26 protein-coding genes and 2 pseudogenes are annotated in these 24088 nt (G+C 35.9%); 8 read left to right on the forward strand and 20 right to left on the reverse strand.

Annotated features, from left to right (window positions below; genetic code table 11):
• Positions 1-8 precede the first annotated feature (8 nt).
• The 3 genes from BK579_RS20595 to BK579_RS20605 form a co-directional block, all read right to left on the reverse strand.
• The gene (locus BK579_RS20595) at positions 9-533 is read right to left on the reverse strand and encodes a hypothetical protein (RefSeq protein WP_078548723.1); all 525 of its coding nucleotides are present in this window, start codon (positions 531-533) and stop codon (positions 9-11) included.
• The gene (locus tag BK579_RS20600) at positions 530-1369 is read right to left on the reverse strand and encodes a phosphotransferase family protein (RefSeq protein ID WP_078548725.1); all 840 of its coding nucleotides are present in this window, start codon (positions 1367-1369) and stop codon (positions 530-532) included. Before BK579_RS20600 ends, BK579_RS20595 begins: the two co-directional genes overlap by 4 nt.
• Before the next feature lie 140 nt (positions 1370-1509).
• Positions 1510-1794: a VOC family protein gene (locus BK579_RS20605; RefSeq protein WP_078548728.1), complete on the reverse strand. Its 285-nt coding sequence runs from the start codon at positions 1792-1794 to the stop codon at positions 1510-1512.
• Between the two features lie 1140 nt (positions 1795-2934).
• On the opposite strand from BK579_RS20605, the gene BK579_RS20620 reads away from it, so the two are divergent.
• The gene (locus tag BK579_RS20620; RefSeq protein ID WP_078548736.1) at positions 2935-3366 is read left to right on the forward strand and encodes a MarR family winged helix-turn-helix transcriptional regulator; all 432 of its coding nucleotides are present in this window, start codon (positions 2935-2937) and stop codon (positions 3364-3366) included.
• 4 nt (positions 3367-3370) lie between these two features.
• Positions 3371-4570: an MFS transporter gene (locus tag BK579_RS20625; protein ID WP_078548738.1), complete on the forward strand. Its 1200-nt coding sequence runs from the start codon at positions 3371-3373 to the stop codon at positions 4568-4570.
• Positions 4571-4628: 58 nt separating this feature from the next.
• Here BK579_RS20625 and BK579_RS20630 read toward each other — a convergent pair whose 3' ends face one another.
• Both BK579_RS20630 and BK579_RS20635 read right to left on the reverse strand, forming a co-directional pair.
• Entirely contained in the window at positions 4629-5543 is a 915-nt protein-coding gene (locus tag BK579_RS20630; RefSeq protein WP_078548740.1) for a DMT family transporter, read from the reverse strand.
• A gap of 189 nt (positions 5544-5732) precedes the next feature.
• Complete coding sequence (locus tag BK579_RS20635) at positions 5733-5999, reverse strand: GNAT family N-acetyltransferase (protein ID WP_078548743.1); 267 nt, start codon at positions 5997-5999, stop codon at positions 5733-5735.
• Positions 6000-7501: 1502 nt separating this feature from the next.
• Here BK579_RS20635 and BK579_RS20640 point away from each other — a divergent pair.
• The gene (locus BK579_RS20640) at positions 7502-8026 is read left to right on the forward strand and encodes a DUF2179 domain-containing protein (RefSeq protein WP_078548745.1); all 525 of its coding nucleotides are present in this window, start codon (positions 7502-7504) and stop codon (positions 8024-8026) included.
• A 46-nt stretch (positions 8027-8072) separates the two neighbouring features.
• Here BK579_RS20640 and BK579_RS20645 read toward each other — a convergent pair whose 3' ends face one another.
• Positions 8073-8636, reverse strand: a complete 564-nt coding sequence (locus BK579_RS20645; RefSeq protein WP_078548747.1) for a hypothetical protein — start codon at positions 8634-8636, stop codon at positions 8073-8075.
• Between the two features lie 711 nt (positions 8637-9347).
• Entirely contained in the window at positions 9348-9851 is a 504-nt protein-coding gene (locus tag BK579_RS20650) for a Rossmann-fold NAD(P)-binding domain-containing protein (protein WP_235848495.1), read from the reverse strand.
• Positions 9852-9888: 37 nt separating this feature from the next.
• Here BK579_RS20650 and BK579_RS20655 point away from each other — a divergent pair.
• A pseudogene (locus BK579_RS20655) lies at positions 9889-10218 on the forward strand (ATP-binding protein); the annotation flags it as partial.
• Here the strand turns inward: BK579_RS20655 and BK579_RS20660 are convergent.
• The 4 genes and pseudogenes from BK579_RS20660 to BK579_RS20675 form a co-directional block, all read right to left on the reverse strand.
• On the reverse strand, positions 10212-10658 hold the full coding sequence (locus BK579_RS20660) for a sensor histidine kinase (protein ID WP_078548752.1): 447 nt from the start codon (positions 10656-10658) through the stop codon (positions 10212-10214). The pseudogene BK579_RS20655 and the gene BK579_RS20660 sit on opposite strands and share 7 nt — an antisense overlap.
• Before the next feature lie 2 nt (positions 10659-10660).
• A complete protein-coding gene (locus BK579_RS20665; RefSeq protein WP_139365130.1) occupies positions 10661-11416 on the reverse strand; it encodes a hypothetical protein in 756 nt (251 codons plus the stop codon).
• Positions 11417-11457: 41 nt separating this feature from the next.
• A pseudogene (locus BK579_RS27120) lies at positions 11458-11982 on the reverse strand (hypothetical protein); the annotation flags it as partial.
• 177 nt (positions 11983-12159) lie between these two features.
• Entirely contained in the window at positions 12160-12339 is a 180-nt protein-coding gene (locus tag BK579_RS20675) for a hypothetical protein (protein WP_078548759.1), read from the reverse strand.
• A 538-nt stretch (positions 12340-12877) separates the two neighbouring features.
• Between BK579_RS20675 and BK579_RS20680 the strand changes: the two genes are divergently transcribed.
• Complete coding sequence (locus BK579_RS20680; protein ID WP_078548762.1) at positions 12878-13186, forward strand: YodL domain-containing protein; 309 nt, start codon at positions 12878-12880, stop codon at positions 13184-13186.
• 233 nt (positions 13187-13419) lie between these two features.
• Here the strand turns inward: BK579_RS20680 and BK579_RS20685 are convergent, their stop codons facing one another.
• Positions 13420-13968 carry a GNAT family N-acetyltransferase gene (locus BK579_RS20685; RefSeq protein WP_169891207.1) on the reverse strand — a complete coding sequence of 183 codons (549 nt, stop codon included), beginning with the start codon at positions 13966-13968 and terminating at the stop codon, positions 13420-13422.
• A 340-nt stretch (positions 13969-14308) separates the two neighbouring features.
• Here BK579_RS20685 and BK579_RS26160 point away from each other — a divergent pair, with 340 nt between their 5' ends.
• Positions 14309-14500, forward strand: a complete 192-nt coding sequence (locus BK579_RS26160) for a hypothetical protein (protein WP_204524745.1) — start codon at positions 14309-14311, stop codon at positions 14498-14500.
• A 13-nt stretch (positions 14501-14513) separates the two neighbouring features.
• The gene (locus tag BK579_RS20695; RefSeq protein ID WP_078548771.1) at positions 14514-14900 is read left to right on the forward strand and encodes a hypothetical protein; all 387 of its coding nucleotides are present in this window, start codon (positions 14514-14516) and stop codon (positions 14898-14900) included.
• A 111-nt stretch (positions 14901-15011) separates the two neighbouring features.
• Here the strand turns inward: BK579_RS20695 and BK579_RS20700 are convergent, their stop codons facing one another.
• The 3 genes from BK579_RS20700 to BK579_RS20710 form a co-directional block, all read right to left on the reverse strand.
• Positions 15012-16337 (reverse strand): S41 family peptidase, encoded by a 1326-nt coding sequence (locus BK579_RS20700; RefSeq protein WP_078548774.1) that lies wholly within the window; start codon positions 16335-16337, stop codon positions 15012-15014.
• 80 nt (positions 16338-16417) lie between these two features.
• Positions 16418-16690, reverse strand: a complete 273-nt coding sequence (locus BK579_RS20705; RefSeq protein WP_078548777.1) for a hypothetical protein — start codon at positions 16688-16690, stop codon at positions 16418-16420.
• Between the two features lie 103 nt (positions 16691-16793).
• Entirely contained in the window at positions 16794-17597 is an 804-nt protein-coding gene (locus BK579_RS20710) for an RDD family protein (RefSeq protein ID WP_078548780.1), read from the reverse strand.
• A gap of 449 nt (positions 17598-18046) precedes the next feature.
• Here BK579_RS20710 and BK579_RS20715 point away from each other — a divergent pair, with 449 nt between their 5' ends.
• Positions 18047-19033, forward strand: a complete 987-nt coding sequence (locus BK579_RS20715) for a stage II sporulation protein M (protein ID WP_078548782.1) — start codon at positions 18047-18049, stop codon at positions 19031-19033.
• Here BK579_RS20715 and BK579_RS20720 read toward each other — a convergent pair.
• The 5 genes from BK579_RS20720 to BK579_RS20740 are packed head-to-tail and all read right to left on the reverse strand — an operon-like array spanning position 19011 to position 24010.
• On the reverse strand, positions 19011-20372 hold the full coding sequence (locus BK579_RS20720) for a DUF58 domain-containing protein (RefSeq protein WP_078548784.1): 1362 nt from the start codon (positions 20370-20372) through the stop codon (positions 19011-19013). The two genes, BK579_RS20715 and BK579_RS20720, sit on opposite strands and share 23 nt — an antisense overlap.
• Entirely contained in the window at positions 20323-21252 is a 930-nt protein-coding gene (locus tag BK579_RS20725) for an AAA family ATPase (protein WP_078548787.1), read from the reverse strand. The genes BK579_RS20720 and BK579_RS20725 overlap by 50 nt, the downstream gene beginning before the upstream one ends.
• On the reverse strand, positions 21224-22396 hold the full coding sequence (locus BK579_RS20730) for a DUF4350 domain-containing protein (RefSeq protein WP_078548788.1): 1173 nt from the start codon (positions 22394-22396) through the stop codon (positions 21224-21226). The genes BK579_RS20725 and BK579_RS20730 overlap by 29 nt, the downstream gene beginning before the upstream one ends.
• 39 nt (positions 22397-22435) lie before the next feature.
• The gene (locus BK579_RS20735) at positions 22436-23062 is read right to left on the reverse strand and encodes a hypothetical protein (protein ID WP_078548791.1); all 627 of its coding nucleotides are present in this window, start codon (positions 23060-23062) and stop codon (positions 22436-22438) included.
• A gap of 33 nt (positions 23063-23095) precedes the next feature.
• Positions 23096-24010 carry a hypothetical protein gene (locus BK579_RS20740; protein ID WP_078548793.1) on the reverse strand — a complete coding sequence of 305 codons (915 nt, stop codon included), beginning with the start codon at positions 24008-24010 and terminating at the stop codon, positions 23096-23098.
• Between the last annotated feature and the right edge of the window lie 78 nt (positions 24011-24088).

A 24088-nucleotide genomic window follows, 5' to 3' on the forward strand; every position in this document is an offset into this window, starting at 1 on the left:
TTTTCACCTCACCTAATTTTCGCTACTATACTTGTCTCACGATTTCCACCATCATGAAAAACAATTTGAGCAGTTTCCATAGTTGTTGAAATATCCTTTGCTACTTCAACAACAAATGTTCTTGGTGTTGCATCAGCATTGCAAGTGTCCCCTGATCTATATAAATAGATTACTAATTCTTTTTTTAAATCATTTACTTTAATGGTTTCAACCTCATAAGGACAGCTACCAGACTCTTGGACACCTATGAAATAGACATCACTTTTATCAAACTCAACAGTTGGAATATTTTTTGTTAATTGATAGAAATCCCAATTTTGTTCATATGTATCTTGTTCCGTTGCTTTTGTTACTATCGATAAGATATTAGGTGGTTGCTCTGGTACATCTGCTATTTCATAAAACTGAAGTGGAAGACTTTTTTCGGTTTCAATCAACTTCCCTGTTCCAAGATCTTTATCGGTAAATATACTGACTCCAAACATTACGACTATTATGATTGCCACACTTCCAACCAAAAGATTCTTGTTCAAACAATTCCCCCCTTTTTTCTCCAGTGATTGATCCAGCTCTCAATACGTTGCATATGTTCACTAGGTCTTTTCCCTTGCAAGTCCTGTCTCATTTTTACTCCCGCCCATTCATTGAAAAGTGGGTCCAATTGAATAGAACCATTCAAACTTTCGTACCCTTGTATCCAGCCTTTCCCAAACTTTTCAAAGACGGTAGGATCTACAACCTTTTGAAAATTGTACCCTTCTATTTTAAGAATTGAATAAGTCCTTGCTAAGTCAAAACGAGGATCTCCAACTGAGGCATTGGTCCAGTCGATGATTCCTGAAATCTCATTTTCATCTACTAAAACATTTAAAGGATGGAAATCTAGGTGCAGGAGACTCTTTGAAGATAGAGTGAATTTATTCCTTATGCGATTTAAAACATCTTGTTCTTCTTCATTTTTAGAAGAAAGCCAGCTATCACTCTCGTATTCTCTAAAGGAAATTTGATGAAGCGTTGCTTGGGATCTGCCAAACTCACTTCCTAAGTTGCAAGCATTTTTTGGGTTCTCCCTTAATTCGTCGAAGATGGTTTTGCCATTTACCCACTCCAATGACATGACAGCATATTCTTCAATACATTTTACTTTATATACTTTAGGCACTTTAATTCCATGGTTTTGTGCCATTCTCATTATGCTTTTTTCTTGCAAAAACTGATTAATCCTATTTCGCTCAATCGCACGGATGCCTAGAAGAGTATCATCCTTCATCTCAACCTTCCATACAGCACTATCATTTCCTGTTAAAATTTTTGAAACAGATTTTACCGGATTGATTTGTAACTCTTCTAGAAATTTGTCTATCATCATCTTATGTTCTCCTTTTTAAGAAGAATAATTTATTCAATAGTATTTGTTCCACCAAAAGCTATACAATAGTTGTCAGGATCGCGAATCACAAATTCCTGCCAAGGTCCCTCATTTTCATCTACCCAGGGATGTACCGCAATCTAAGCACCATCTTCTTTAAATTCCTTGTACAGATCATCTAACACGCTCCAGTTTTCAACATAGCAATACACATCAATCGCTACCCTTTGCCCTTTTCCAGGTTTGTTAGGTTGTACATCATCAATTGACTCAGCTTGTAGTAGTTTAAGCGCTAACCCCGTAAATCCGTCTTTAATTACCCACCATTCAGTTACTTCGCAACGTAAAACATCTCGATAATATTGTTGTGATTTTTCTAAATCAGAAACAAGTAAAACCTTTAATGAACTATGTATTTGCTTCATTCTCCTTAAACTCTCCTTCTGGAAGGTTTTGGTTAATCACTATTATACTCTTATACGAGATGAATTCGTATCGATTTTAGCAAAAGTATATAAAGTTCGGACAGCTTTTGCCACTTGGTAGCTTAAGCTGTCTAAAGTTACTCCGAGTTCGGACAACTTTCACTCCCTGACTCTCAAAGCTGTCCGAGGTTGCTCCGAGTTCGGACAGCTTTCACTCTCTGACTCTCGAAGTTGTCCGAAGTTACTCCAAGTTCGGACAACTTTCACTCCTTTGGCCCTCAAAGCTGTCCGAAGTTGCTCCGAGTTCGGACAACTTTTGGCACTTGGCTACTAAAGCTGTCTGAACTTGGCTAAGGTTCGGATAGCTTTTCCTCCTTGGACCTCGAAGTTGTCCGAAGTTACTCCAAGTTCGGACAGCTTTACTCTCTGACTCTCGAAGTTGTCCGAAGTTACTCCAAGTTCGGACAGCTTTCACTCTCTGACTCTCGAAGTTGTCCGAAGTTACTCCAAGTTCGGACAACTTTCACTCCTTGGCCCTCAAAGCTGTCCGAAGTTGCTCCGAGTTCGGACAACTTTTGGCACTTGGCTACTAAAGCTGTCTGAACTTGGCTAAGGTTCGGACAGCTTTTGCTCCTTGGCCCTCAAAGTTGTCCGAAGTTACTCCGAGTTCAGACAGCTTTACTCTCTGACTCTCGAAGTTGTCCGAAGTTACTCCAAGTTCGGACAACTTTCACTCCTTGGCCCTCAAAGCTGTCCGAAGTTGCTCCGAGTTCGGACAACTTTTGGCACTTGGCTACTAAAGCTGTCTGAACTTGGCTAAGGTTCGGACAGCTTTTCCTCCTTGGACCTCGAAGTTGTCCAATGTTACTCCAAGTTCGGACAACTTTTGCTCCCTGGCCCTCAAAGCTGTCCGAAGTTGCTCCAAGTTCGGACAGCTTTTGCTCCTTGGCCCTCAAAGTTGTCCGAAGTTACTCCGAGTTCAGACAGCTTCACTCTTTGGCCCTCGAAGCTATCTGGAGTAGTTTTTTATTGATAAAGAAGGGACATGGTTTCTTACTCTCGAAAGGTCGTTAACTTGACTGTTATCTTGTTATCTAATATAGTTACCTAGGTAACTATATTTCAAGGAGCAAACATTTAATGAATAACCATGACTTATTTCATTCTATTCAACAGTTATCCAGGCAATTAACGAAACATCTTAATGCTGCCTTAGAACCTTTTGGGTTATTCAGTGCACAGTGGTCTGTCCTTTATGTTCTAAAAACAAAAGGAACCTTAACTCAAAAACAGCTTTGTGAGTATTTATCAGTTGAAGCCCCACCGATGACTCGAACAATTCAAAGACTACTTAAACAGGGGTATATACAACAAGTTCAGGGGAACGATCGTAGATCAAAGTTTATTCAACTAACACCGAAGGCAGAAAAAGAATATCCAGTTTGGGAACAGGCTGTCATACATGTGAATGAAGAACTAATTAGTCAGTTTCCTAGTGATAAACAACACGAGTTTTATCTTTTACTAACAGAATGGCTTCACACATTTAACGATTTCAAACAAAAGGAGTAAAACAATGGAACACACTAAACTATGGACCAAGGATTTCATCTTGGTTAGCATCAGTACCTTTTTTGTTTTTTTAACATTTTATTATTTACTTGTTACACTTCCTGTTTACGCTCTTGAAGAATTAGGAACAAAAGCATCGGAAGCCGGATTATTAGTAACTATATTTCTTATTGCAGCAATTATCATTCGACCATTTGCAGGACATGGAATGAAATTGATTGGAAAACGGATGATTCTTTTTTTGGCTCTTCTCATTTTCTTCGTTTCTTCTGTATTGTACTTTTTACCTGAATCCATTTATACATTGCTTGCTTTACGTTTTTTTCACGGTATAGGATTTGGGATGGCTACTACAGTTTGCGGAACCATTGTGGCGGATTTAATTCCAGATTCTCGTCGCGGAGAAGGTATGGGATACTATATCATGTCAACAAATCTAGCTATGGTATTAGGACCATTTTTAGGATTAACGATTTTGAACCAATGGGGAGTAACTACCATGTTCACATTTAGTACCTTATTTGCATTTTTCGCATTATTAATCTCTTTATTTATTAAGCTACCAAGTAACAAACCTATAACAAACTCGACTCAAATTAAATCAACATTTAGCTTTGGAGATATTTTTGAATTATCTGCTGTTAAAATCTCCATTGTAGCTGCGTTATTTGCAATTGTTTATTCAGCCATCCTTTCATTTGTTTCTGTTTATGCAAATGAACTGGGGTTAGTAACTGTTTCGAACTTATTTTTTGTAGTATATGCATTTGTTCTTCTACTTTCAAGACCTTTTACAGGACGATGGTATGATCGCTTTGGTGCTAATGTCATTATCTATCCGAGTATCATTTGTTTTGCTATCGGAATGCTTTTGCTTAGCCAGACAACAACAGCATTGCTATTCCTAATTTCAGCAGCACTTATTGGGCTTGGCTGGGGTACTCTCTTCCCTAGTTTTCAAACCATCGCAATTCAACAAGCCGAACCTGAACGAAGAGGTTTAGCAACAGCTACTTTTCTATCAATCTTCGATCTTGGAATCGGGTTTGGATCATTTATCATAGGTTTAGCTGCAGCACAGGTAGAATTTAGTTCTCTTTATTTTTATTGTTCATTATTTGTATTGTTTGGTGCTGCGATTTATTATGTTCTTCATGGCCGAGGTAAGTTAGTTGCTTATAAAAAGGAGAAAATTACTTATTAAAGGAGTGCTTTTTCAGGGAACACTCCTTTTTTATATACAGAATCTCTTATAATTCCCATCAAGCTGCTTTATCACTAATGATGCTAGTCTTTTTTTCCATTCCAATCCATATTAGCCCGAGCACGATAATAATCCCACCAATGATTTGTGTGACTAATATCTTTTCATTAAAAAACATTGCACCTGTTACAGCTGCAGAAACTGGAACGAAATAACGGTAAAAGTTTGATTTGGTTGCACCCACTTTTTTCATTGAAATATTCCAAATAACAAAAGCTGCAACTGTACATAGTAAAACATTATACAAGATTGCTCCCCAAACTTGTGGAGTAAACTCACTCATTTGAACCTCTGTCCAACCAGTTAATGTAATGGGAAACAAAAATAAACTCCCAAATAAGATATACCAAGATGTCACCCTCATGGGCGAATATTTCTTCATTAGTGGCATACAAGACAAATTAAACAAAGCACCTAATAAACTAATGGATAAAGCCAATAAATTGCCTAGCATATATTCAGACCCAAGATCAAAGCCAGCTTCTCCACCTAAAATAATAAGCGATACTCCTATAAGCGCAACAATACCGCCAAAGACAAGTCGAAGAGTAATTTTCTCTTTTGTAAAAAGTGGTGCAAACAATGCGGCAAAGATTGGCCAAGGGGCCACATTCAATAAAGAAGCATTAGCTAGTGTGGTGAATTTTATTGAATACATCACAAGGATTTCCAACAACGTTACCCCAAATAAACCAATTAACGCTAATTTATATAAATCACGTTTTTCAACTTTAATCGTCCCCTCTGTAAGCTTTAAAATCCCGAATAAAATGGGTAGAGCTAAACCAAAACGCAAAAATACAAAGACCTCAGGTGTAAAAACATCCATAGCAAATCTAGAAATTCCAAAATTTGCTCCCCAGATAATTGATACAAAAATAAGACCAAGAAAATATAGATGATTCGATTTCATAGATTTTACTTCCTTAAATTAATTAATTTTTATAAAACAGAGTCGGTGTCATAATGTACATTCGCTACATGAAAAACGCACAAAATTCATTTGTTTCGTGAATTTTATTCGATTATTAAAGAATATATATTAATAAGTGATAAGAATAACCGTTTTTCGGTTTAAGAGTTCTTATAATGAAATTGGGAATCAACATACGATAATACCGTTCGACCATTTGTGTTTCTTCTGACCATTTTTCTTCAAGATTCTCAAACCAAGTTTCTCTAAAATCTTCCATGACCCTATATTCTCAATAGCAACACTCGCCCTAATACCCTTCGGTTTAGCAAGCTTAATTCCGTGAAGCAGCACCACCTCCGCAGTTTCTGAAGCGTAACCTTTTCCCCATGTATCTTTTCGATAATGGTATAAAAATTCTAAGACTCCTTCTTCTTCAGTTTGCTGATGTCCCAAACATCAATAAAGTCATCCTCTTTCTTTTCGGTACCCAGGAAACAAAAGTGTATACCCTTTTACTTCTTGAAATCGAATAAGAGAATGGTCACTTGTGTTATAACTTCCACAGACATTTCACCAGAACAATAAGCCATTTTTTCTTTATTTCCCCAAAACAGTGAAGTTTTTTCCGATATCACGAACTTCCCAGTTCCTCATCAAAAGTCGATTAGTTTCAAGCATGGTGAACCTCCTTTTCCATTTAAAATAGAACATATCAAGCACATATTGTGTTTAATGTACATGGTTACTTATAAGTGTATATATGTAAGTTATATTTTAACAGTTTAATAACAAAATAGTACCTTTCTAATCAGACATAGCATGGAAAATAATCTTCTAAAACATGTTCTTCAAAATTTAAGAATCTGATTCATCAATTCTCTAATAAAAGATCGCAGCAATTGGAATTCCACTAACTAAGTTACTTTCAGGGTAGACAACCATGCTAAACAAGTATTTCGCACCATGGTGAATGAAAATGGTTACCCCTCAGTGTGGAATGAGCGAAGAGCCACTCGACTCCTGCGGGATCTAGCGGTCTCGTGAGACCCCACAGGAGCCAAAGGCGACGAGGAGGCTCACGGACCGCCCCACGGAAAGCAGGTGGATCGCAGTGAATGGCACTCCACTATCTAAGTTATTTTCAGGGTAGACATCTATGCTAATTTAATTCGCACCATGGGGGATGAAAAAACTTTATACTTAGCGTAGTGTCTAGCTCCAGGCGCTATCGGCTCTCAGGGTAGACCTTTATGCGAATAAGTATTGGCACCATGGAAGATGAAAAAGTTTTATACTCAGTGTGGAATGAGCAGAGAGTCACCTGACTCCTGCGGGATCTAGCGGTCTCGTGAGACCCCGCAGGAGCCAAAAGCGACGAGGAGGCTCACGGGGCGCCCCGCGGAAAGCAGGTGGATCGCAGCGAATGGAACTCCACTATCTAAGTTATTTTCAGGGTAGACCTTTATGCGAATAAGTATTGGCACCATGGAAGATGAAAAAGTTTTATACTCAGTGTGGAATGAGCAGAGAGTCACCTGACTCCTGCGGGATCTAGCGGTCTCGTGAGACCCCGCAGGAGCCAAAAGCGACGAGGAGGCTCACGGGGCGCCCCGCGGAAAGCAGGTGGATCGCAGCGAATGGAACTCCACTATCTAAGTTATTTTCAGGGTAGACCTTTATGCGAATAAGTATTGGCACCATGGAAGATGAAAAAGTTTTATACTCAGTGTGGAATGAGCAGAGAGTCACCTGACTCCTGCGGGATCTAGCGGTCTCGTGAGACCCCGCAGGAGCCAAAAGCGACGAGGAGGCTCACGGGGCGCCCCGCGGAAAGCAGGTGGATCGCAGCGAATGGAACTCCACTATCTAAGTTATTTTCAGGGTAGATATAACATATTAAACATATTACTTGGTTATATTAATGAAATAACATTTTCTTGAATAGAGAGGTCAACATGAGTGACATTCTTTTAATTTTCTTATTACAAATTGTCTTAGTGCCCGTATTATCTCTTCGGATTATTTTTGTTGTTAAAAGTATGAACGCCCTTGCTTCTATCTTTGGTTTTTTAGAAGCATTGATCTATGTATTTGGATTGTCGATTGTTTTTAGTGGGGAACAAAGCTTCGCTGCTATGATTGTTTATGCACTTGGTTTTGCTGCTGGGATATTTATTGGTGGGCTTATAGAGAAGAAGCTGGCAATCGGATTTACAAATCTTACCGTAAATCTAGTTAATCGTAATGCAGAGTTAATTTCCACCTTAAGAGAACAGGGTTTTGGAGTTACTGTTTTTGAAGGAATGGGTAAAGATAGTATTCGCTATCAACTTCAAATCTTAACAAAGCGAAATATGGAAGATACATTGATTAAAACGATTGAACACTATGAACCACAAGCCTTCATTATTGCTTATGAACCAACCAGATTTAAAGGCGGATATCTCTTAAAGTCGATGAAAAAAGCAAAAGCCCGCTAAGACATTGTTTACAAAAAAACGCTAGAAATTCTAGCGTTTTTTTAAACTACATATCGTTTTCTTTCAGTTTTAAAACAATTTTGGTTAACCAATAAGCAATGATTGAGACAATAATATCTATCAGTAATAGATGAAATTTACTCATTCCTTTTCTTAGTTCAATAAATCCCAATAGTTCTTCGATTGAGGCAAAACCAAAAGCAAAAACAATACTAAATAACACTGTAAATAAATAAAAGTTTCTTTTATGGTTTGTACAGTATTGATATAAAAGTAAGAAACCAACAGGTAGCGCTGATGCAGAGACAGTTATTGAATAGGGAAGAACTGGTGTTAGAAAATATTTATGGATAAATAAGTTATGTCGGTTAAGCGCAATTATCGTATAAGACCACAGTATATGTACCGTATATCCATAAAACAACACTTCAAAGATCCTTTTTCGATCAACTAAAAAGTAAAGCAAGATAATTGGCATCACTAATAAAGAAACCACAAACCAAAACTGCCAAGTACCCATATGGGAATATTGACCCCAGTAGGAAGAAATCAAGGAATTGATTTTATTATCATATTCATATATTTGCTGCCAATACTCTTCAAATTCCATAATAAAACCCCCTGTTCATGTTAGAGGCTCTTTTCAAATAATGATTTACTACTTTTTAGTAAGTAGAAAGATGCCACTATATTTTTTTCATACATTTGTGTAACTAAGACCAATATGTACCATCCAAATAATATAATTAGTATGTATTTCATATTATTTAACTCTTCCTACAAAAATATGCTTACTACATAAAAGTAGTTAAGAAAAATAATAAAAGTGCTGCATCCTCACCTATCGGCGATATGTATAGGACGAGCGACTGAATAAGATGAATTCTTTAATGTTCATTCCGAAGCGATTGGCTTTGCCCCCGTGCCGATGGCGTCTGGAGCTATATATCACAACTTGGTTAAAATTTTATACCATTTCTTATGTAATAAAAAAACATACCAATTTATCAAAATTGGTATGCTTTATAATAAAAGTTTTCACACTCATCGTGAAATGAGCGATGAACCAGCTGACTCCTGCGGGATCTCACGGTCTCGTGAGACCACACAGGAGCTCAGGAAGCTCACGGATCGCCCCGCGGAAAGCAGGTGGATCCCAGTGAATGGAACTCCGTTAACCGGTTATTTTCAAGGTAGATCTATCCCCTACCTAATTTCTCTAAAAACTCAGAGGGATAAATCTGCACACCTACACTTTCTGTCTGTGCAATTTTATACATCGCTAATGCCACAGTCTTCCCTTCAATTGCTCGGTATTTTTTTATGGTCCAGTAAAAATAAATGATAACCCTTTAAATACCTTTTCAGCCAATTTCTCCCCTAACCTGAATTCGTTTCGTTCGCCCATTAACAGGGAAGGTCTTACAATGGCGGTTGATGAAAACGGAATCTTCATTAATTCTTGCTCCAATTCCCCTTTCATCTTTGAATACCAAATAGTTGATTGTGCATTGGCGTTCATGGAACTCACTAAGAGATACTGCCTAGCGCCTACTTCATACGTTAACTTTGCAAGCTCAATAGGATACTCCACGTCTACTTTATACATGGCTTCCTTCGTTTTCGCTTTTTTAATTGTTGTTCCTAAACAACAATAAATATCATCAGCATGCATTAAATCCTTATACTTACTTAATTGGTCAAAATCAATGATCACTTCTCTTAACTTTGAATGTTTTATCTGTAGTGGTGATCTTACAAGTGCAGTAACCATCCCATACTCATTTCCATCAAGTAATAAATGGAGTAATTCATGACCAATCAACCCGCTAGCTCCTACTATTAAAGCCTGTTTATTGTTCATTGGCAATATATTAAAATATACACTGGAGAATACAAGGGTATACATCTCTATTACCGAAAGAGAAAATAGAGCGGTTTTATCTTTTAAAAATGTTTCAAAATATGAGCTAAATGATAATGTGAATGAGTTATTTGAGCGTTTTAAAAGAGGCGATACCTCAAGAAATACCGAAGGATCTGGTCTTGGGTTAGCGATTGCTAAGTCGATTGTTGATCTTCATAAAGGGAATATGGACATTGATGTAGAAGGAGATCTTTTTAAAGTAATCATTGAGCTTGACTTGGTTACAGAGGAAGGAGAAAGGAAAATCTCTGTCTTCAATCAGTAGCTTAAGTCTTTTAGATTGCGGTCAATGACTTCCACATAATCGCTTCGTTCTGCATCACTTAAATTTGGCTGCTTTAATAATTCTGTATACGTAATAATCGACGTGAGTGGTGTTCTTAAATCATGACTAACATTAGTAATGAGCCCCGTTTTTAATCGCTCACTTTTCGCCTGTTCTGATAGAGATGTTTTTACACCATGCTTTAATTGATTAATATTGCTAGCAAGAATTGCAATATGAGATTTTCCTTTTATAGGTAGATCTTCTCCTAAATTCCCTTTCGTCATTTCAGTTGTATTTAAGATTATTTTATTTAAATAACCTGTAAACTTTAAAGTGATGAATCCAAAGGGAATCACTCCAATTATAATGGCGACATAAATATAGTAGGTCGGCAAATATCTTGTTAACATGAAATGAACCATTAAAATCATACTCATCACTATGAAATTAAAAACAAAAGTACTTGTGTACCAAACGACTTAATCAAAAATACTTCTCTTAATGCAGATATCGTTTTGAATATCACTGTATTTGTTATATCGTGTTTTAACCCTTGGTAATAAGTTAACCGATTGATAAGTGTTTTACTTAATATAAAAATAACACCAGAGCTTAATATCGCTAGTAAACATTCTTTCACTATTATAGCTATGTCTACATGATCAGCTACATAGCTACGGCTAATCCCTGAGATGTAGTTATAGGCAAAAAAGCCAATGATCCAAATTAAAAGGAGATTAATATATAATGGCAATTTCGTTCTAAGATAATCTATCCATTTAAGCCGAAGTTTGATTGTCATTACTAAAATTAACAAGCCTACCAATAGAGCTATCATTCCAGAAAGCAGAAACAGTTGAAAACGCTTTTGCGTCTCACTAAAGCGATCATACTTATCGATGATTCCATTAAATGCAGATCCATTTTTGGGAACAGTAACAAAGCCTTCTAGTTCCTTCAACTCCATAGATATCCCTTCTGGACCATAGGGAACAATCTGATAATTCCTGCTCGGGAAATGCTCAATCAAAAGGAAGCTATTTTCACTAAGATATTGTTCAGCTGAAACCTTGTTAGCTGGGTCAATATTTGTAAATACTTCCCCCGATTCTTTATCCTCAAAATAATACTGAAATTCTTCAAAATTAATCGCTGAATTATCTTGGGGTTTGACCCTAAAACAAAAGATAAACAAATAGCTACTCCTAGTAAAAAAACTAAATTCCAAGCTTCAAAGTCATTAAACCACCCTAACTTAGAGAACAGCTTAATAAAGATAAAATGTAAAAGATAAATATATGCTGTTCTTTGGCCTAATTTTGAAAAGAGTGTATGTCTCTTTGGAATCCAAGGGAGAAACACCGTAATCCCCGAAAACATAAGCCCATAAAATATAAGCCTTAATGAGACTCCTTCGAAGCTAACGAGCTTTATTATTTCATATGAGTGCTTTCCAAGTAATAGCCCACGTGCTTCGTATAAAGAAACCTGATTTAATAACCAAATCATAATCATGATCACTACCATTGAGCAAACCTTCATATGCGTTCTCTTAAAAATAGATAGATGTTTTGGTTGGACGTAAAAGCCAAGTAAGAAGAATGGTAAGAATATAAAAGTTCTCATTACATTATATTGTTCTAATGGCCCCTCCATAAAACCAATGAGAACTCCTATAATAACCGAAATAAAAATCGGATGTTTTAATCGAACAAAGATAAAAACAGTAAATTCCATATGTATACACTTAGTAAAAACCATAGTCCCATTTTCGGTTTCAACCAATCAATTGAAAGAGAAGCAGGAGGATCTGTTAAGAGAAAAGGAAGATATGAATAAAAAAGTTGAAATAGCAAATACGGTACTAATAATTTGATGGTTATTTTTCAATATAGCCTTCTTTAAAGAAGCCTTTTGCAAAATAACCAGTTAATAAAATCAATGCGGCATTCTAAACGACGCTAGAAAATTATTTATCACATATACAATTTCATTTTCATTTCGATAAGGGCTAATGAGATGTCCAAAAACAACCAACGTAACCAGGATAAATCTTGCATTATCTATATACGGATCTCTTCCTATGACTTGTTCCTTGGAAATCATGCCTTGTTTCATTTCTCCTACTCTCCTTTTTATAACTCTGTATACCATGAGTATAAAAGGTAATATTTAATAAATAGTTAGGAAGAATCTTAAGATTTTCTTAAGAAAGGCTCTTTTCTGAAAGATTGTTGCTAATTGACCTAGTCTAGAGTAAATAACAATATTAATTTAGGATTTTGGATTTACGTTTACGAAGAAAAGATTCTACTCCACTTAATTCATATCGAATGTAAAAGACCTATCAAAAGCAATAAAGTTTTCGAAAACACCCTAAGAACTTGAAGAAAATCCACAACTAGCTAAAGGTCGACAAAACTAGAAGGAATTTGCTAAAGGAATCGACAGCCTTAATATTTAATTAATAATAAAGGGATTTATTCTGAAAGAGGCTTTGATATTTAGAGCAATGATCGAATTAGAATAGAAGTTTTTAGGCTAATAGAGTTATGAGTTCAGAAGAAAGATGCTACTGTACTTAGTTCATAATCAGTCCTATGAGTATTTAAAGCAACAAAACTTATGTATAAAAACAAAGGAGTAGGTGATTTACGTGTCAAAATTATTAACAAAAATAAGAGCTAAAGAATATGATGCTACTATTTTTCAAGCGCCTTCCTTTAGAGAGAGAAAAGGGTATAAACCCGTCTATAGAATTTCTGTCCAAGCTGAGTCTCATGCTGATTGCTTAGAAAAAGTGTTTGGAAAGTTTAATGTTCCTGATCGTATTCCAATCGATTTTACTGGGAGATTTATTTCTACGGGGGATATTGTCTATATAGATGAAGGATTAAGAGGGCAACATTACTATCAATTACTTCCTGGTGGCTGGAAAAAGATTAACCGGATTTTGATAAGATAACCTTTATTTTTCTCCCATTAACAAGATAAAAAGTAATATAAGACAAGTATCCTTGCAGGTTTAATAACAGTAGAGCAACACAAAAAGCGCTTGGTTCAAGAAATGACCAAGCGTTCTGTTTGTTTTTTTCCTTGTTAAACTAATCCCCTTAAAGAATAACAAGAGAGCTTATTTAAACACTAACTGAGTAATGAAAAATTGTGGACTTTCAGCCTGGCCTCACCCAATAAAATTCACTGAATATATTCCTCTCTTAATAAAGCGAATAAAAAATTATCTCGCCAATTTCCTTTTACTTTTAAATTTTTATGAAAATGCCCTTCTAATCGAAAACCCATTTTTTTAAGTATATGGCTTGAGCCCACATTTTCCACATCACACTGCGCATAAATTCTATATAAGTTAAGCACCTTAAATCCAGCGTGTATCAAGCATTCTACCACTTCTTTACCTAAGCCTCTGTTCCAGAATTTAGAATGAAGAAAGTAACCAATTTCTGCTGTTTCGACATCATCATTTTCGATCATAAGTAAAGCATTCCCTATAACCTCTTGAGTATCTTTTAATATCACAGCCAAAACAAATACTTTTCTATTCTTTGCATCTTGAAAAGCAATTTGTTTCTTTATGCTATTTAGCGTCTGTTCTTCGGTAAATGGTCCCCATGTTAAATATTTTACTACCTCTGGGTCAGACTTAATTCTATAAATCTCATCAAAGTCTTTCTCTTTAATTTCTCGAAGTAAAAGTCTATTAGACTCTATAGGTTGCAATACAGGCATATCAAATTCCTCCCTGAGAAACATTGATTTATAAGTTCATCATAGTTAAACGTTGGTGCTAACCACGCAGATAATGAAAATGTAATGGTTTTCCTAAGTCAGTGATGATTCTTCGGCGGAGAGTGTAGAGGAGCTATTCAATAGTTGGTCTTTATTGGTCACCCTCATCTCCTGTATACCCCCATTTTTTTAATATAGGAAGATTTTCTTCAACTACAATACACCTACGATATGCATGGTTATTTCCGAAATACCCTATTCCATAATCTCTTAAATGATTAATTGTATCTTCATAGCCCAGTTTGAAAGTGAAATATTAGAAATAACAGAAAAGCAGAATATGCTGTACTTGAAAACCGCCAAAAGATACGGAGTGTATTATAAATTCCCGCTAATTCAGACAGACCAGTTCATTTTCAAAACAAAGTTTATCGATGAAACTCTTAAATTTAATCTAGATAAAGATGGACAGGTCGTTGCAGTTATTTATGACGATTCTAACGGGCATGAAAAAGTCTTTCTAAAAAAATAGGGGGATGGCGTAGATGTTTAAAAAGATGAGTATTATTTTAGTGATTCTTATGTTATCTCTCCTTACCGCCTGCTATGCCGATGGTGGGAGAGTCACTGCAAGAGATGCAATGAAAAATGACGATGATGCAGATATTCTTCAATACCATAACGGAAAAGTCTATGCAAATTATACCGACCTCGAATGGTTTCAAGAGGATAAAGAGAAATATACGAAAAAGCAGCTCGTCGGCGAAATTATTAAACAAACAGACAGCCGTTTTATGTTCAAAGACTTTTATGCTACAAAACTACCAGTTGGAGCAAAAATATATTCAACTTCGGAGGATGCTTATTCAGGGATTTTAATTGTGGAACATGATGGTCAGACTTGGTATTATGGGCATTTACTCGAAGGATAAACTAGTTTTTCTATGTTACTTTTTAGTTTAACAAAGATGGAATAGAAGAGATTCATATCAAAACTAAGAAAGACAAAAACGTTTGTTGAAACTTTTTTGTCCTTTTTTAGTCTAATTACTTGAATCGTCTTTTGCATTTATAATTTCTACTGTCTTTTCAAGCACTTCATCTTTTTGATCAACCATTCCTTCAATCGTTGGTTGAACCTCTATATCAGGTACAATTCCAATTCTCTGTGTTTCCGTTCCATCCGGATAATAGATACCAATCCCACTTATTGCCGTTCTTATTCCCCCAGGAAGAGTAAAGAATGACACATTACCATCTGCTCCGGCCGTTGCACTTCCAATCACCGTCGCATTTGGAACTGTTTGAAAACCCATTGCCGTGAATTCAGATTGACTTTGGGTCATTTCATTGACAAGAATAACTACTTTACCTTGATAATATTTCTTATTGTCACTTCCAACCGTTAATGTATCCCTGATTGTAAAAAGACCTGGTTGCTTTATACTTCCGCCAGTTATCGTAGTGAATTCTTGGCTTTGTGATAGCAGGTATTCTCCAAGAGTATATAAAACAAATTCCTTCGGATAACCCCTCAAATCAATGATTAATCCCTTTGTTTCTAAAACTTTTTCCATAATTTCTGGTAAGTCTATATTCATAAGATTACCCAGGTAAAGGTACGCAATATCGTTAACTACCATTTGAAAAGATTTTTTATCCACTTGAAAGGGATTGTAGTTTTTAACATTTAAGGTTTGTGCCTTATACGTTTTCAGCTCTGTTGTAGCTTCTTCACCATTTCTTAAATAGTTAATAGAAAGAACCTCATCATTAGATCTTAATAATTTAGTCGCTAAATCTCTTAATTTTGTTGAGAAATTAGAAGCAGGGATATACTTTAATTGGGCTTTAATAATGTCGTCTACCTTTTTTCCGTTGATATGTGTAATGATGTCGCCAATTTTCATTCCGGTTTGATTACCTAGCTCTTCATCAAAGTAACCCGTCACAACTGCCTTCTCTTCCACAAATGAAACGATTATAGGCGAATAATTTTCACCCCAATATTGTTCAAGTGTTGGTTCATTGCTGTAGATATTTGCATGTGTATCATGAACTCTCGCAATTAACTCTAAAGTTGTTAACTTATATTCTTGTTCATTTGATGACTCAATAAATTTTGGAATGAATTCCTTTAAAACATCATCCCAATTTTCTTCAATTAAGTTCTTATAAGGGAAAAAGTACTCAATGATATTCCAATATCGATATAATGTGAGTAAACGATAATTAGCATCAGGATTTCTCATACCAAAATAATCTTCTTCGTTTTGAAAGTCAGGGTTTCCAACTTCTTCAGATAAAGAAACATATGCATTTTGCCCTGTTCTGCGTGCAGCTAGGATTGTCGAAAGTTTCTCTCTCAACTCATTACTAAAACTTGCTTGCTCAATCCACGTTAAATCAGGAGTGATTTTTGCATCTGCTGGAAGGTCTTCCTTAGCTCCTACCTCAAACTCTCTCCAAGACTATCAATCCACTTAACGAGTGCATCATCTCTTTGCTTTTTGTTTTGGGCATGAAGAATTTCAGGAAGGTTCTTCATTAATTCAGCATCCCAATCATAATCACCTTTTGCGACATTAGGATGGTAGTATTTTAGATACCCCCAAATCTTTCCTAATAACACTAAATCCTCTACTTCTTCGAAAGATAAATTTTCATTGATTTGAAACGAGTTTAATATCCCGTGATCTTCTTGACCTTCATCCCTATTCACAATCTCTTTACTATTAAAAAGATTACAACTCACCAATACAAAACTTAATAAAAACTAAGTATGCCTATTTTTCTCACTATATCCCCCTTATTAATTACTATTTTTATAGTTCAAACTCCCATTCATCTTTTAGATATAAATACAAAACTAAAAGTGCATTTTCCATTTCACTGTCATTCTTTCCTTCTACTTCTAGTCCTAGCTTTGGTAACAAAATGTTTGCTACTTTAAGGGTAAATTCATTTCTTTCGTAAGACGGTAATTGCAAAAGGCGTTGACTATAGGTTTTCACTAAGTCATATTCCTTTTGACCCAATGTTTTTAATTTCCACTCTTCAATGACCAAATGTTCAAGTGTTAACCCTCTTATCTCAATTTCTTTTTCGATTGGACTCAACTTCTTTTTACTTTTTGCTTTTCGTTCATGAACAACAATTGTACCAGCTACTAAATCGCCTACTCTTTTGTGCTTTGAGTGAAAAAAGATCATCAACATTCCCACTAAATATCCTGTTGGAAGCGAATCAACTATTCTCAAGAAATTTCGGATAAAGCTTGAGAGTACAGTTATACTGTGACCATTTTCTTGGATCACACGTATGCCTGTTATCTTTTTTCCGATTGTCCTTCCTCCATAAAAGAATTCCAACGCAAAAAAGTAGCCCCAATTGACGATAAAAATAAGAATGATGGCAATAGCTACAGGTGCTGTTGTTAATGCTGAAAAAAAGAAAAATTCTGACTGACCGGCAAGCACAATAAACATAATCACTAAAATCACTGTATTTACAGCCATTAAGATCAATTGGTCGATAATGAATGCTGAGGCTCTACTTCCTAGTCCAGCTGATTGAAATTGAATGGATACATACTCGGGTGTTTTTATATTAATTTGATCTTCGCTCAAAAAAATAACCTCATTTCAAGTTGATTTACTCCAGAAGTGTTTCTATTTTAAGAGAATATTATTATAATAAAAAAATATACTTCTTTTTCCAGTAGGCATTCATGTATGAACTTGCGCACCATGGAGAATGAAAATGTTGCTCACTTAGTGTAAATATGTGGACAGGGTAGACTTCTATGCTGATTACAATCGAACCATGAAGTATGAAAAATGTCTTCCATAGTGGAATGAGCGGAGAGCCACCTGACTCCTGCGGGATCTAGCGGTCTCGTGAGACCCCTCAGGAGCTCAGGAAAGCGACGAGGAGGCTCACGGACCGCCCCGCGGAAAGCAGGTGGATCGCAAGCTAATGGAACTCCGCTAACTAAGTTAATTTCAGGATGGACTCCTTACTCCATCTAATAAAACAACAAAAAAAAGTAAAAATACATATAAAAGTTGGTGTCAGAATGAACGTCAAACAGTTTGTTAAACAACACCGTGAAGAATGGAAACAACTAGAACAGCTACTCACAAATTTAAATAAAAAAAGACGAGAATTAACCGAAAACGATATTGAGATGTTTCATCGTTTATACCAAAAAGCCGCTCAACATCTATCATATAGCCAGACCTATTTTCCAAAAGATGATGTAACTCCTTACTTAAATGGACTTGTCTCAAAATCTCATAACCTATTATACAAGGACCAAATATCCAGTTTTCAGCAAATTAAACACTTTTTTAGTTCCACGTTCATTCGATTATTTCTGGAACAATGGAAATTCATCATTATAGCTATGATTTTATTTACAGTAGGAGCAATTGGAAGTTTTCTAGCTGTTGCAAATGATTCTCTGCATATGTATTCAATCTTACCAGATAACATTTCTCAAGCGGTTAACCCTGAACTGTTAGGTAAAAGCGATGGTGCTGTAGATTCTTCACTAATGTCTGCGAGCATTATGACAAATAATATTCAGGTAGCCATTTTAGCATTTGCTGGAGGGGTTACCTTTGGACTTTTAACGGTTTACCTACTAATCTACAATGGTATCATTATTGGAGCACTTGCTGCCCTGTTTTGGCATTATGGAAAGACATATGAATTTTGGGCCTATATTGTCCCGCACGGTATGATTGAATTAACTGCCATCTTTATTGCTGGTGGGTCAGGATTGTTAATGGGTTATAAGCTTTTCGTACCTGGACCATATTCAAGAGCTTTTCAGCTAAAGCAACAGGCGAAAAGGTCTGTTCAACTTTTATTAGGAACGATTCCACTATTTGTTATTGCAGGTGTGATCGAAGGGTTTATCACACCTGCCGCTATCTCTCTTGAAGCGAAGTATATCGTGGCATTGCTAACTGTCATTATCCTATTTTTATATATTTTAGTAGGAAAGTTTGTTTTCTTAGGCCGTCTTCGTAAGCCTATAGAAGACCACGGTTCATAATTTGTATATAGGAAGAAACTGCAGAAACTGCAAGTTGCTCCTCCCGGGCCTCCAACATTTGGAGGCCTTGTTGTTCCCACTTGATTTTTTCGCGTTTTTTCAGAATCATCTGCTTCTGTGCTACACTTTTAATCATTGTTGCTTGAACATTATGAGGCTCTTCTTGTATTCTAGTCCGCAATGTTTCATCTTCAATACCAATCATCAAAAAGAGATGTCTTTGTCTTAACTTTTTCAGGTAAATTAGCGCACTTTCTTCATGTAGAAAGGTGCGAACATCACTAAATAATAAGATTAAACTACGTTTCTTCTGAACCGTTTGCAAGTATTGCAACACTTCCCCATAATTCGCTTCAACTGCATCCACTTGAAGGTTGTAAATCGAGTATAAAATCTTATGTAAATGTGCCATACCTTTTCCAGCAGGAACAAATACCTTCACATTCTTTGAAAATGCAAGCACAGAAACATAATCTCCTTTTTGCAGTGCCGCAGCAACAACAACTAACGCCGCCTCTAACGCCTTTTCTAAGCGATTACCTTTTGTTAATTCTGCCCCCATCATTCTTCCACAATCAATTAAAATTGTAATATATTTTCCATGTTCTGGCTCATATTCATTGGTCATCACTTCGTATAATTTCGCAGTCTGACGCCAGTTTATTTTGCGGGGGTCATCTCCAACAACATAACTTCTAATTTTCGAAAACTCACCGACACCTTGTTGCTGTTTACGAATTTTCACTCCCTCATACATTAAATAACGTTGAGCATTTTCTAAGTATTGCTTTGTTTCAGTTAAATCAGGTATAACTTTCACTGTATCTTCTTGTTTAAAGGTAATTTGCCTTTCCCATAATCCGATTCGACTACGAAAACGAAAATATAATTCTTGTATCTTATAATCCCCTCTTACCGGTGCTTTTGTTTCATATGATTGTACGATTGATAAGTTTGGACGTAATTCCCCAGTTAATGGAAATGGTCTTCTAAATGATTGCGGTATTCCATCAATGATACGGTATCCAATGGGATGGCTCGAGTTATTATCTATAGCAAGATTAATAGAATACGGAAGTCCTCTTTCCATTTCTTCTGGGAGGTTACGTTTCATTTTTAGTTGCTTATTATTCGGGAGCAACATTAAATCAATAAAGCTAATCGATATAAAAAGTAAATTTAAGAACAACACCAAAGTCCATGATAAATCTCTGAGAAAGGCTAAGATGATGAAAACTGTTGAAAACAGTAAAAACAGAATAAGTAAATTCTTTGTTGGTACAATACCTCTATCTCGGAACAGGAACCGCTCCCACAAGTTCTTCAATGACTTGGTCAATCGTCACTCCCTCCAATTCCAAATGTGGCGATAATTGAATTCGTTGTCTAAGAGCAGGACGGACAACCTTTTTCACATCATCTGGACTAACATAATCTCTACCTAACAAATATGCCCAAGCTTGCCCTGCCTTACCAATTGAAATGCTTGCTCTCGTACTTGCTCCAAAACGAATCGATTCGGACTCCCTTGTACTGCGAACAATTTTCGTAATATAATCAATCACACTATCACTTATAGTCACTCTTTCAATCTCTTTTCTTATCGTTAAAAAAGTTTCCATATCAAGGATTGAACGAACTTTATCTACTTGAAGCTCATTTTCAATCACTTGCTTCAGTACTTTTTTCTCATCGTCAAAAGAAGGGAAATCGATATTCAATTTAAATAAAAAGCGGTCCTGCTGGGCCTCTGGAAGCGGATATGTCCCTTCAAACTCAATTGGATTTTGAGTAGCTACAACAAAAAAGACATCTGATAATGGATACGTTTCACCTTGAATGGTCACTTGTTTCTCGGCCATCGCCTCTAGTAATGCAGCCTGTGTTTTTGCTGGTGTTCGATTTATCTCATCTGCTAATAAGATATTCGTAAAAATTGGACCTTTTAATGTCTGAAAGCTTCCTTCTTTCATATTGTAAATGGTACTTCCAGTAATATCACTTGGGAGTAAATCAGGTGTAAACTGAATCCGGTTGAATTCTCCATTTAAAAGATTAGCAAGTGTACGTACCATTTGTGTTTTTCCTGTTCCTGGCACTCCCTCTAACAACACATGTCCACCTGCCAGAACGGCTGTTACTAATAGTCTTAAATTAGAGTTTTGACCGATAATATGACGGTCAAACTCTTCAATTAGTTTTGCTAATTCTTTGTTCATTTTCGGCCTCCAGTTCTTTCCTTAGTTGATCTACTATTTTCGACCAATGTAAAAATTCCTTTTTCGTTAGTTTTTCTTTTGTTAATATCATCATCAATCCTTTTAATAAGGACTCAATGTCGTTTCTATTGATATACTTTGTTCGTTTTTCAAAGACATCTATGAGATCTTCCCACTCCTTACTTGAGGGAATTCCCCATTTTTCTTGTAAAAGAACCTTTACATATTCTGCTTGGTTTTTTAACGACTTACTATACATACGCCCTCTAATGTACCATGATGATAATGCCCTTATACCTTCATCACTAAAGCGGACGTATTCCTCTCGCGATACTAGTATTGGACCGAACCGTTTTCCTTTCATCCATAGCCACAGAAAGATGAAAACTCCTGTCTGAAGCAATAATATTAAAAACCATGTTGGATAGATGGTTAAGAATGTTGACCCATTTTTCCCACCATGGACAAATTCATCAAACAAGATAGACTGATTTCCTTCAACCTTAATTAAAGAAAGGATAAGTTCGATATGGTCGTAGTCTAATATGGACTCATTGGTTATCCAACCCGGTGTACTAGAAACAATTAATGAACCACTACCAAAAGCTCTTTTTACCGCGATTGATCCATACTCGTCTGTTAGTACAGCTTTGTCTCCATCTTCTTGTTGTAATCTCAAATCTAAATTTCTTTGAGCTTTGTAAAACGTACCAGCTTGATTTTCGATAGTTATGTATTCTTGATCCAAGGGAATATCCATTTCTACGGGATATGTTTTGATATTAAACATTCCATGAGGATTTCCCTTCAGCAATACGATTGTATTTCCATTCTTCATAAACTCAATATACTCTTTCATTTGGCTTGATTCAGGAATAAAAGTTGGTTCAATCATGATTAGTAGTTTATGTCCCTCTTCACTATTGAGTAGTTGAGGTGAATGTGACCACCTTTTGACTGAGTCATTTTTATCCTCTAAATAAGTATAAAAGGCCTTAACCCCAGTCGGAGAAGGTGAGTGGGAAACATAGCTTGGATATTCCTTTGGTTGTGTTCGCGAAAGCAACAGATAGCTTATCACTAAAAAAACGAGAATTAAGACTACTAGTATAAGCCAACTTTTTTTATTTTTAGATAGCTGCAAGTGATTCCATACCTCCTTCTCCTAGGATTCCAGCATGTCCTAATTATTTTTTTCAATTAAAGAAAGTACTTCTTTTTGATATTGTAAATATCCTTGGTGATCTACCAGACGTTCCCCGTAAGTTATTTCATCAAATAACAAGGCAAGATTATAAAATTTATTGGCGCTTGATTGACTAACTTTTTGAAGCTCCTCATAATAATCCCAATTTGTTTTCCAAATTCTAGCTAAAAGCCATTCCTTTTCATGAAAATAAAGAAGCAACGCTAAAAATAAATGACGAGTTGATCTTGTATACTCGCCTAATTCTCCCTGTGATTCAGCTTCATTTAAATGCTTTAAATACGACCATTGCATCTCATTTTTAGACGTAAGTGGTTGATTATCATGGAATATTCTATTTCGTTTTCGACGTCGCAAGCTAAGAAATACAACAATAAACAAAATCACTATGACAATGATTATAAGAACAATAAGAATAGTTGAAGCTAAACCACTAGAAGCACCGACCGACGGTAAAAGCTTCATTAAGAGGTCAGCAATCCACCCTTCAATATGGTCCCATAGAGCTTCAAAAAACCCTTTTGACCGTGGTTGGTACATTTGATATTCTTTTCCATCTAGTATATTTGCAATCTCTTTTCTAGCATCTTCGGTATTAACCATAAATAGTTCACCTAACTTTAAACCAAGAAAAGGTTATTTAATTTCATATTGTTCAATCATTTCTTTTAAGTCATCTCCATCATGTCTTGTTTTTAGATCAAGATACATAATGGTATATCCCACTGATAAAATCATCGTTGTAATTAGTGAAACAAGGTTAACAATGAGGGTAAATAAAACACTATTTCCGAAAATAGCACCAAAAGTTAATTCAATCCCAAAACTTACACTACTAATAATTAAATAAAATATAATAAAAATACCCATAAGAATCCAAGTACGACCGAATGTTAAATGCCAGCTTCTCGTAAGACCTGGTGCTTCTTCATCAATAACAACCGAACCAAAATAAAAACTCCATTTTGTCACTAAAAAACCAATTCCGACTGCACTCCCTAAAAAGATGATGATACCAAGCCCTATAGCTAACATCGGATTTGCCGTTGACAAAATAAACCCGCCAGTTGTAATGACGATTAACGGAACAGCAATTAATCCAAATAGGATTAAGCCGAATAAGATACTGCTACCAATAATAGGCCAAAATCTAGAAAATGCTCTTTTAATGACTGAACCAACTGTATATTCTTCATTAAATTTAATATGATTGATTGCATACATGATTGCTGCTTGAGCAACGGGAAGTAAAATTAAACTTAAAAGACCTACAAAAACTGCCCCTAGTTCTCCAACCAAACTTGGCGTTTCTCCAATATAAGCTGGGTCTTCAAAGCTAGTCATAATTTGCTCATACCAAGCCCCACCTGTTCCTGTTTCTCTAAAAAGATTAGTGCCAGCAAACATTTGGATAATTGCCTGCAGTAGATAAATGGGCCCAACTAAAATAATCATTATCATAAAAAAATCTTTAAACCGATTTTTAGCCAATCGGAAGGTATGGTCCAAAATTTCTCCAAAGCCTTTTGGACTTGTAAACTGGTTATTCATGCAGCATGCCCCCTATAATTTAATAATCTATAACGCTTATTTTAACATTATTTTGGTATATTTAAAGAAAAAAATGGT

The sequence above is a fragment of the Litchfieldia alkalitelluris genome (genome assembly GCF_002019645.1).
Taxonomy (GTDB): Bacteria; Bacillota; Bacilli; order Bacillales; family Bacillaceae_L; genus Litchfieldia; species Litchfieldia alkalitelluris.

Excerpts from the sequence above, each read along its gene's own strand:
- BK579_RS20735 (WP_078548791.1), bottom strand. The coding sequence starts at position 23,062 with ATGGTTAATACCGAAGATGCTAGAAAAGAGATTGCAAATATACTAGAT.
- BK579_RS20640 (WP_078548745.1), top strand. The coding sequence starts at position 7,502 with ATGAGTGACATTCTTTTAATTTTCTTATTACAAATTGTCTTAGTGCCC.
- BK579_RS20675 (WP_078548759.1), bottom strand. The coding sequence starts at position 12,339 with ATGAAACAAGGCATGATTTCCAAGGAACAAGTCATAGGAAGAGATCCG.
- BK579_RS20740 (WP_078548793.1), bottom strand. The coding sequence starts at position 24,010 with ATGAATAACCAGTTTACAAGTCCAAAAGGCTTTGGAGAAATTTTGGAC.
- BK579_RS20605 (WP_078548728.1), bottom strand. The coding sequence starts at position 1,794 with ATGAAGCAAATACATAGTTCATTAAAGGTTTTACTTGTTTCTGATTTA.
- BK579_RS20625 (WP_078548738.1), top strand. The coding sequence starts at position 3,371 with ATGGAACACACTAAACTATGGACCAAGGATTTCATCTTGGTTAGCATC.
- BK579_RS20660 (WP_078548752.1), bottom strand. The coding sequence starts at position 10,658 with ATGAGTATGATTTTAATGGTTCATTTCATGTTAACAAGATATTTGCCG.
- BK579_RS26160 (WP_204524745.1), top strand. The coding sequence starts at position 14,309 with ATGCTGTACTTGAAAACCGCCAAAAGATACGGAGTGTATTATAAATTC.
- BK579_RS20600 (WP_078548725.1), bottom strand. The coding sequence starts at position 1,369 with ATGATGATAGACAAATTTCTAGAAGAGTTACAAATCAATCCGGTAAAA.
- BK579_RS20725 (WP_078548787.1), bottom strand. The coding sequence starts at position 21,252 with ATGAACAAAGAATTAGCAAAACTAATTGAAGAGTTTGACCGTCATATT.
- BK579_RS20645 (WP_078548747.1), bottom strand. The coding sequence starts at position 8,636 with ATGGAATTTGAAGAGTATTGGCAGCAAATATATGAATATGATAATAAA.
- BK579_RS20715 (WP_078548782.1), top strand. The coding sequence starts at position 18,047 with ATGAACGTCAAACAGTTTGTTAAACAACACCGTGAAGAATGGAAACAA.
- BK579_RS20685 (WP_169891207.1), bottom strand. The coding sequence starts at position 13,968 with ATGCCTGTATTGCAACCTATAGAGTCTAATAGACTTTTACTTCGAGAA.
- BK579_RS20695 (WP_078548771.1), top strand. The coding sequence starts at position 14,514 with ATGTTTAAAAAGATGAGTATTATTTTAGTGATTCTTATGTTATCTCTC.
- BK579_RS20630 (WP_078548740.1), bottom strand. The coding sequence starts at position 5,543 with ATGAAATCGAATCATCTATATTTTCTTGGTCTTATTTTTGTATCAATT.
- BK579_RS20620 (WP_078548736.1), top strand. The coding sequence starts at position 2,935 with ATGAATAACCATGACTTATTTCATTCTATTCAACAGTTATCCAGGCAA.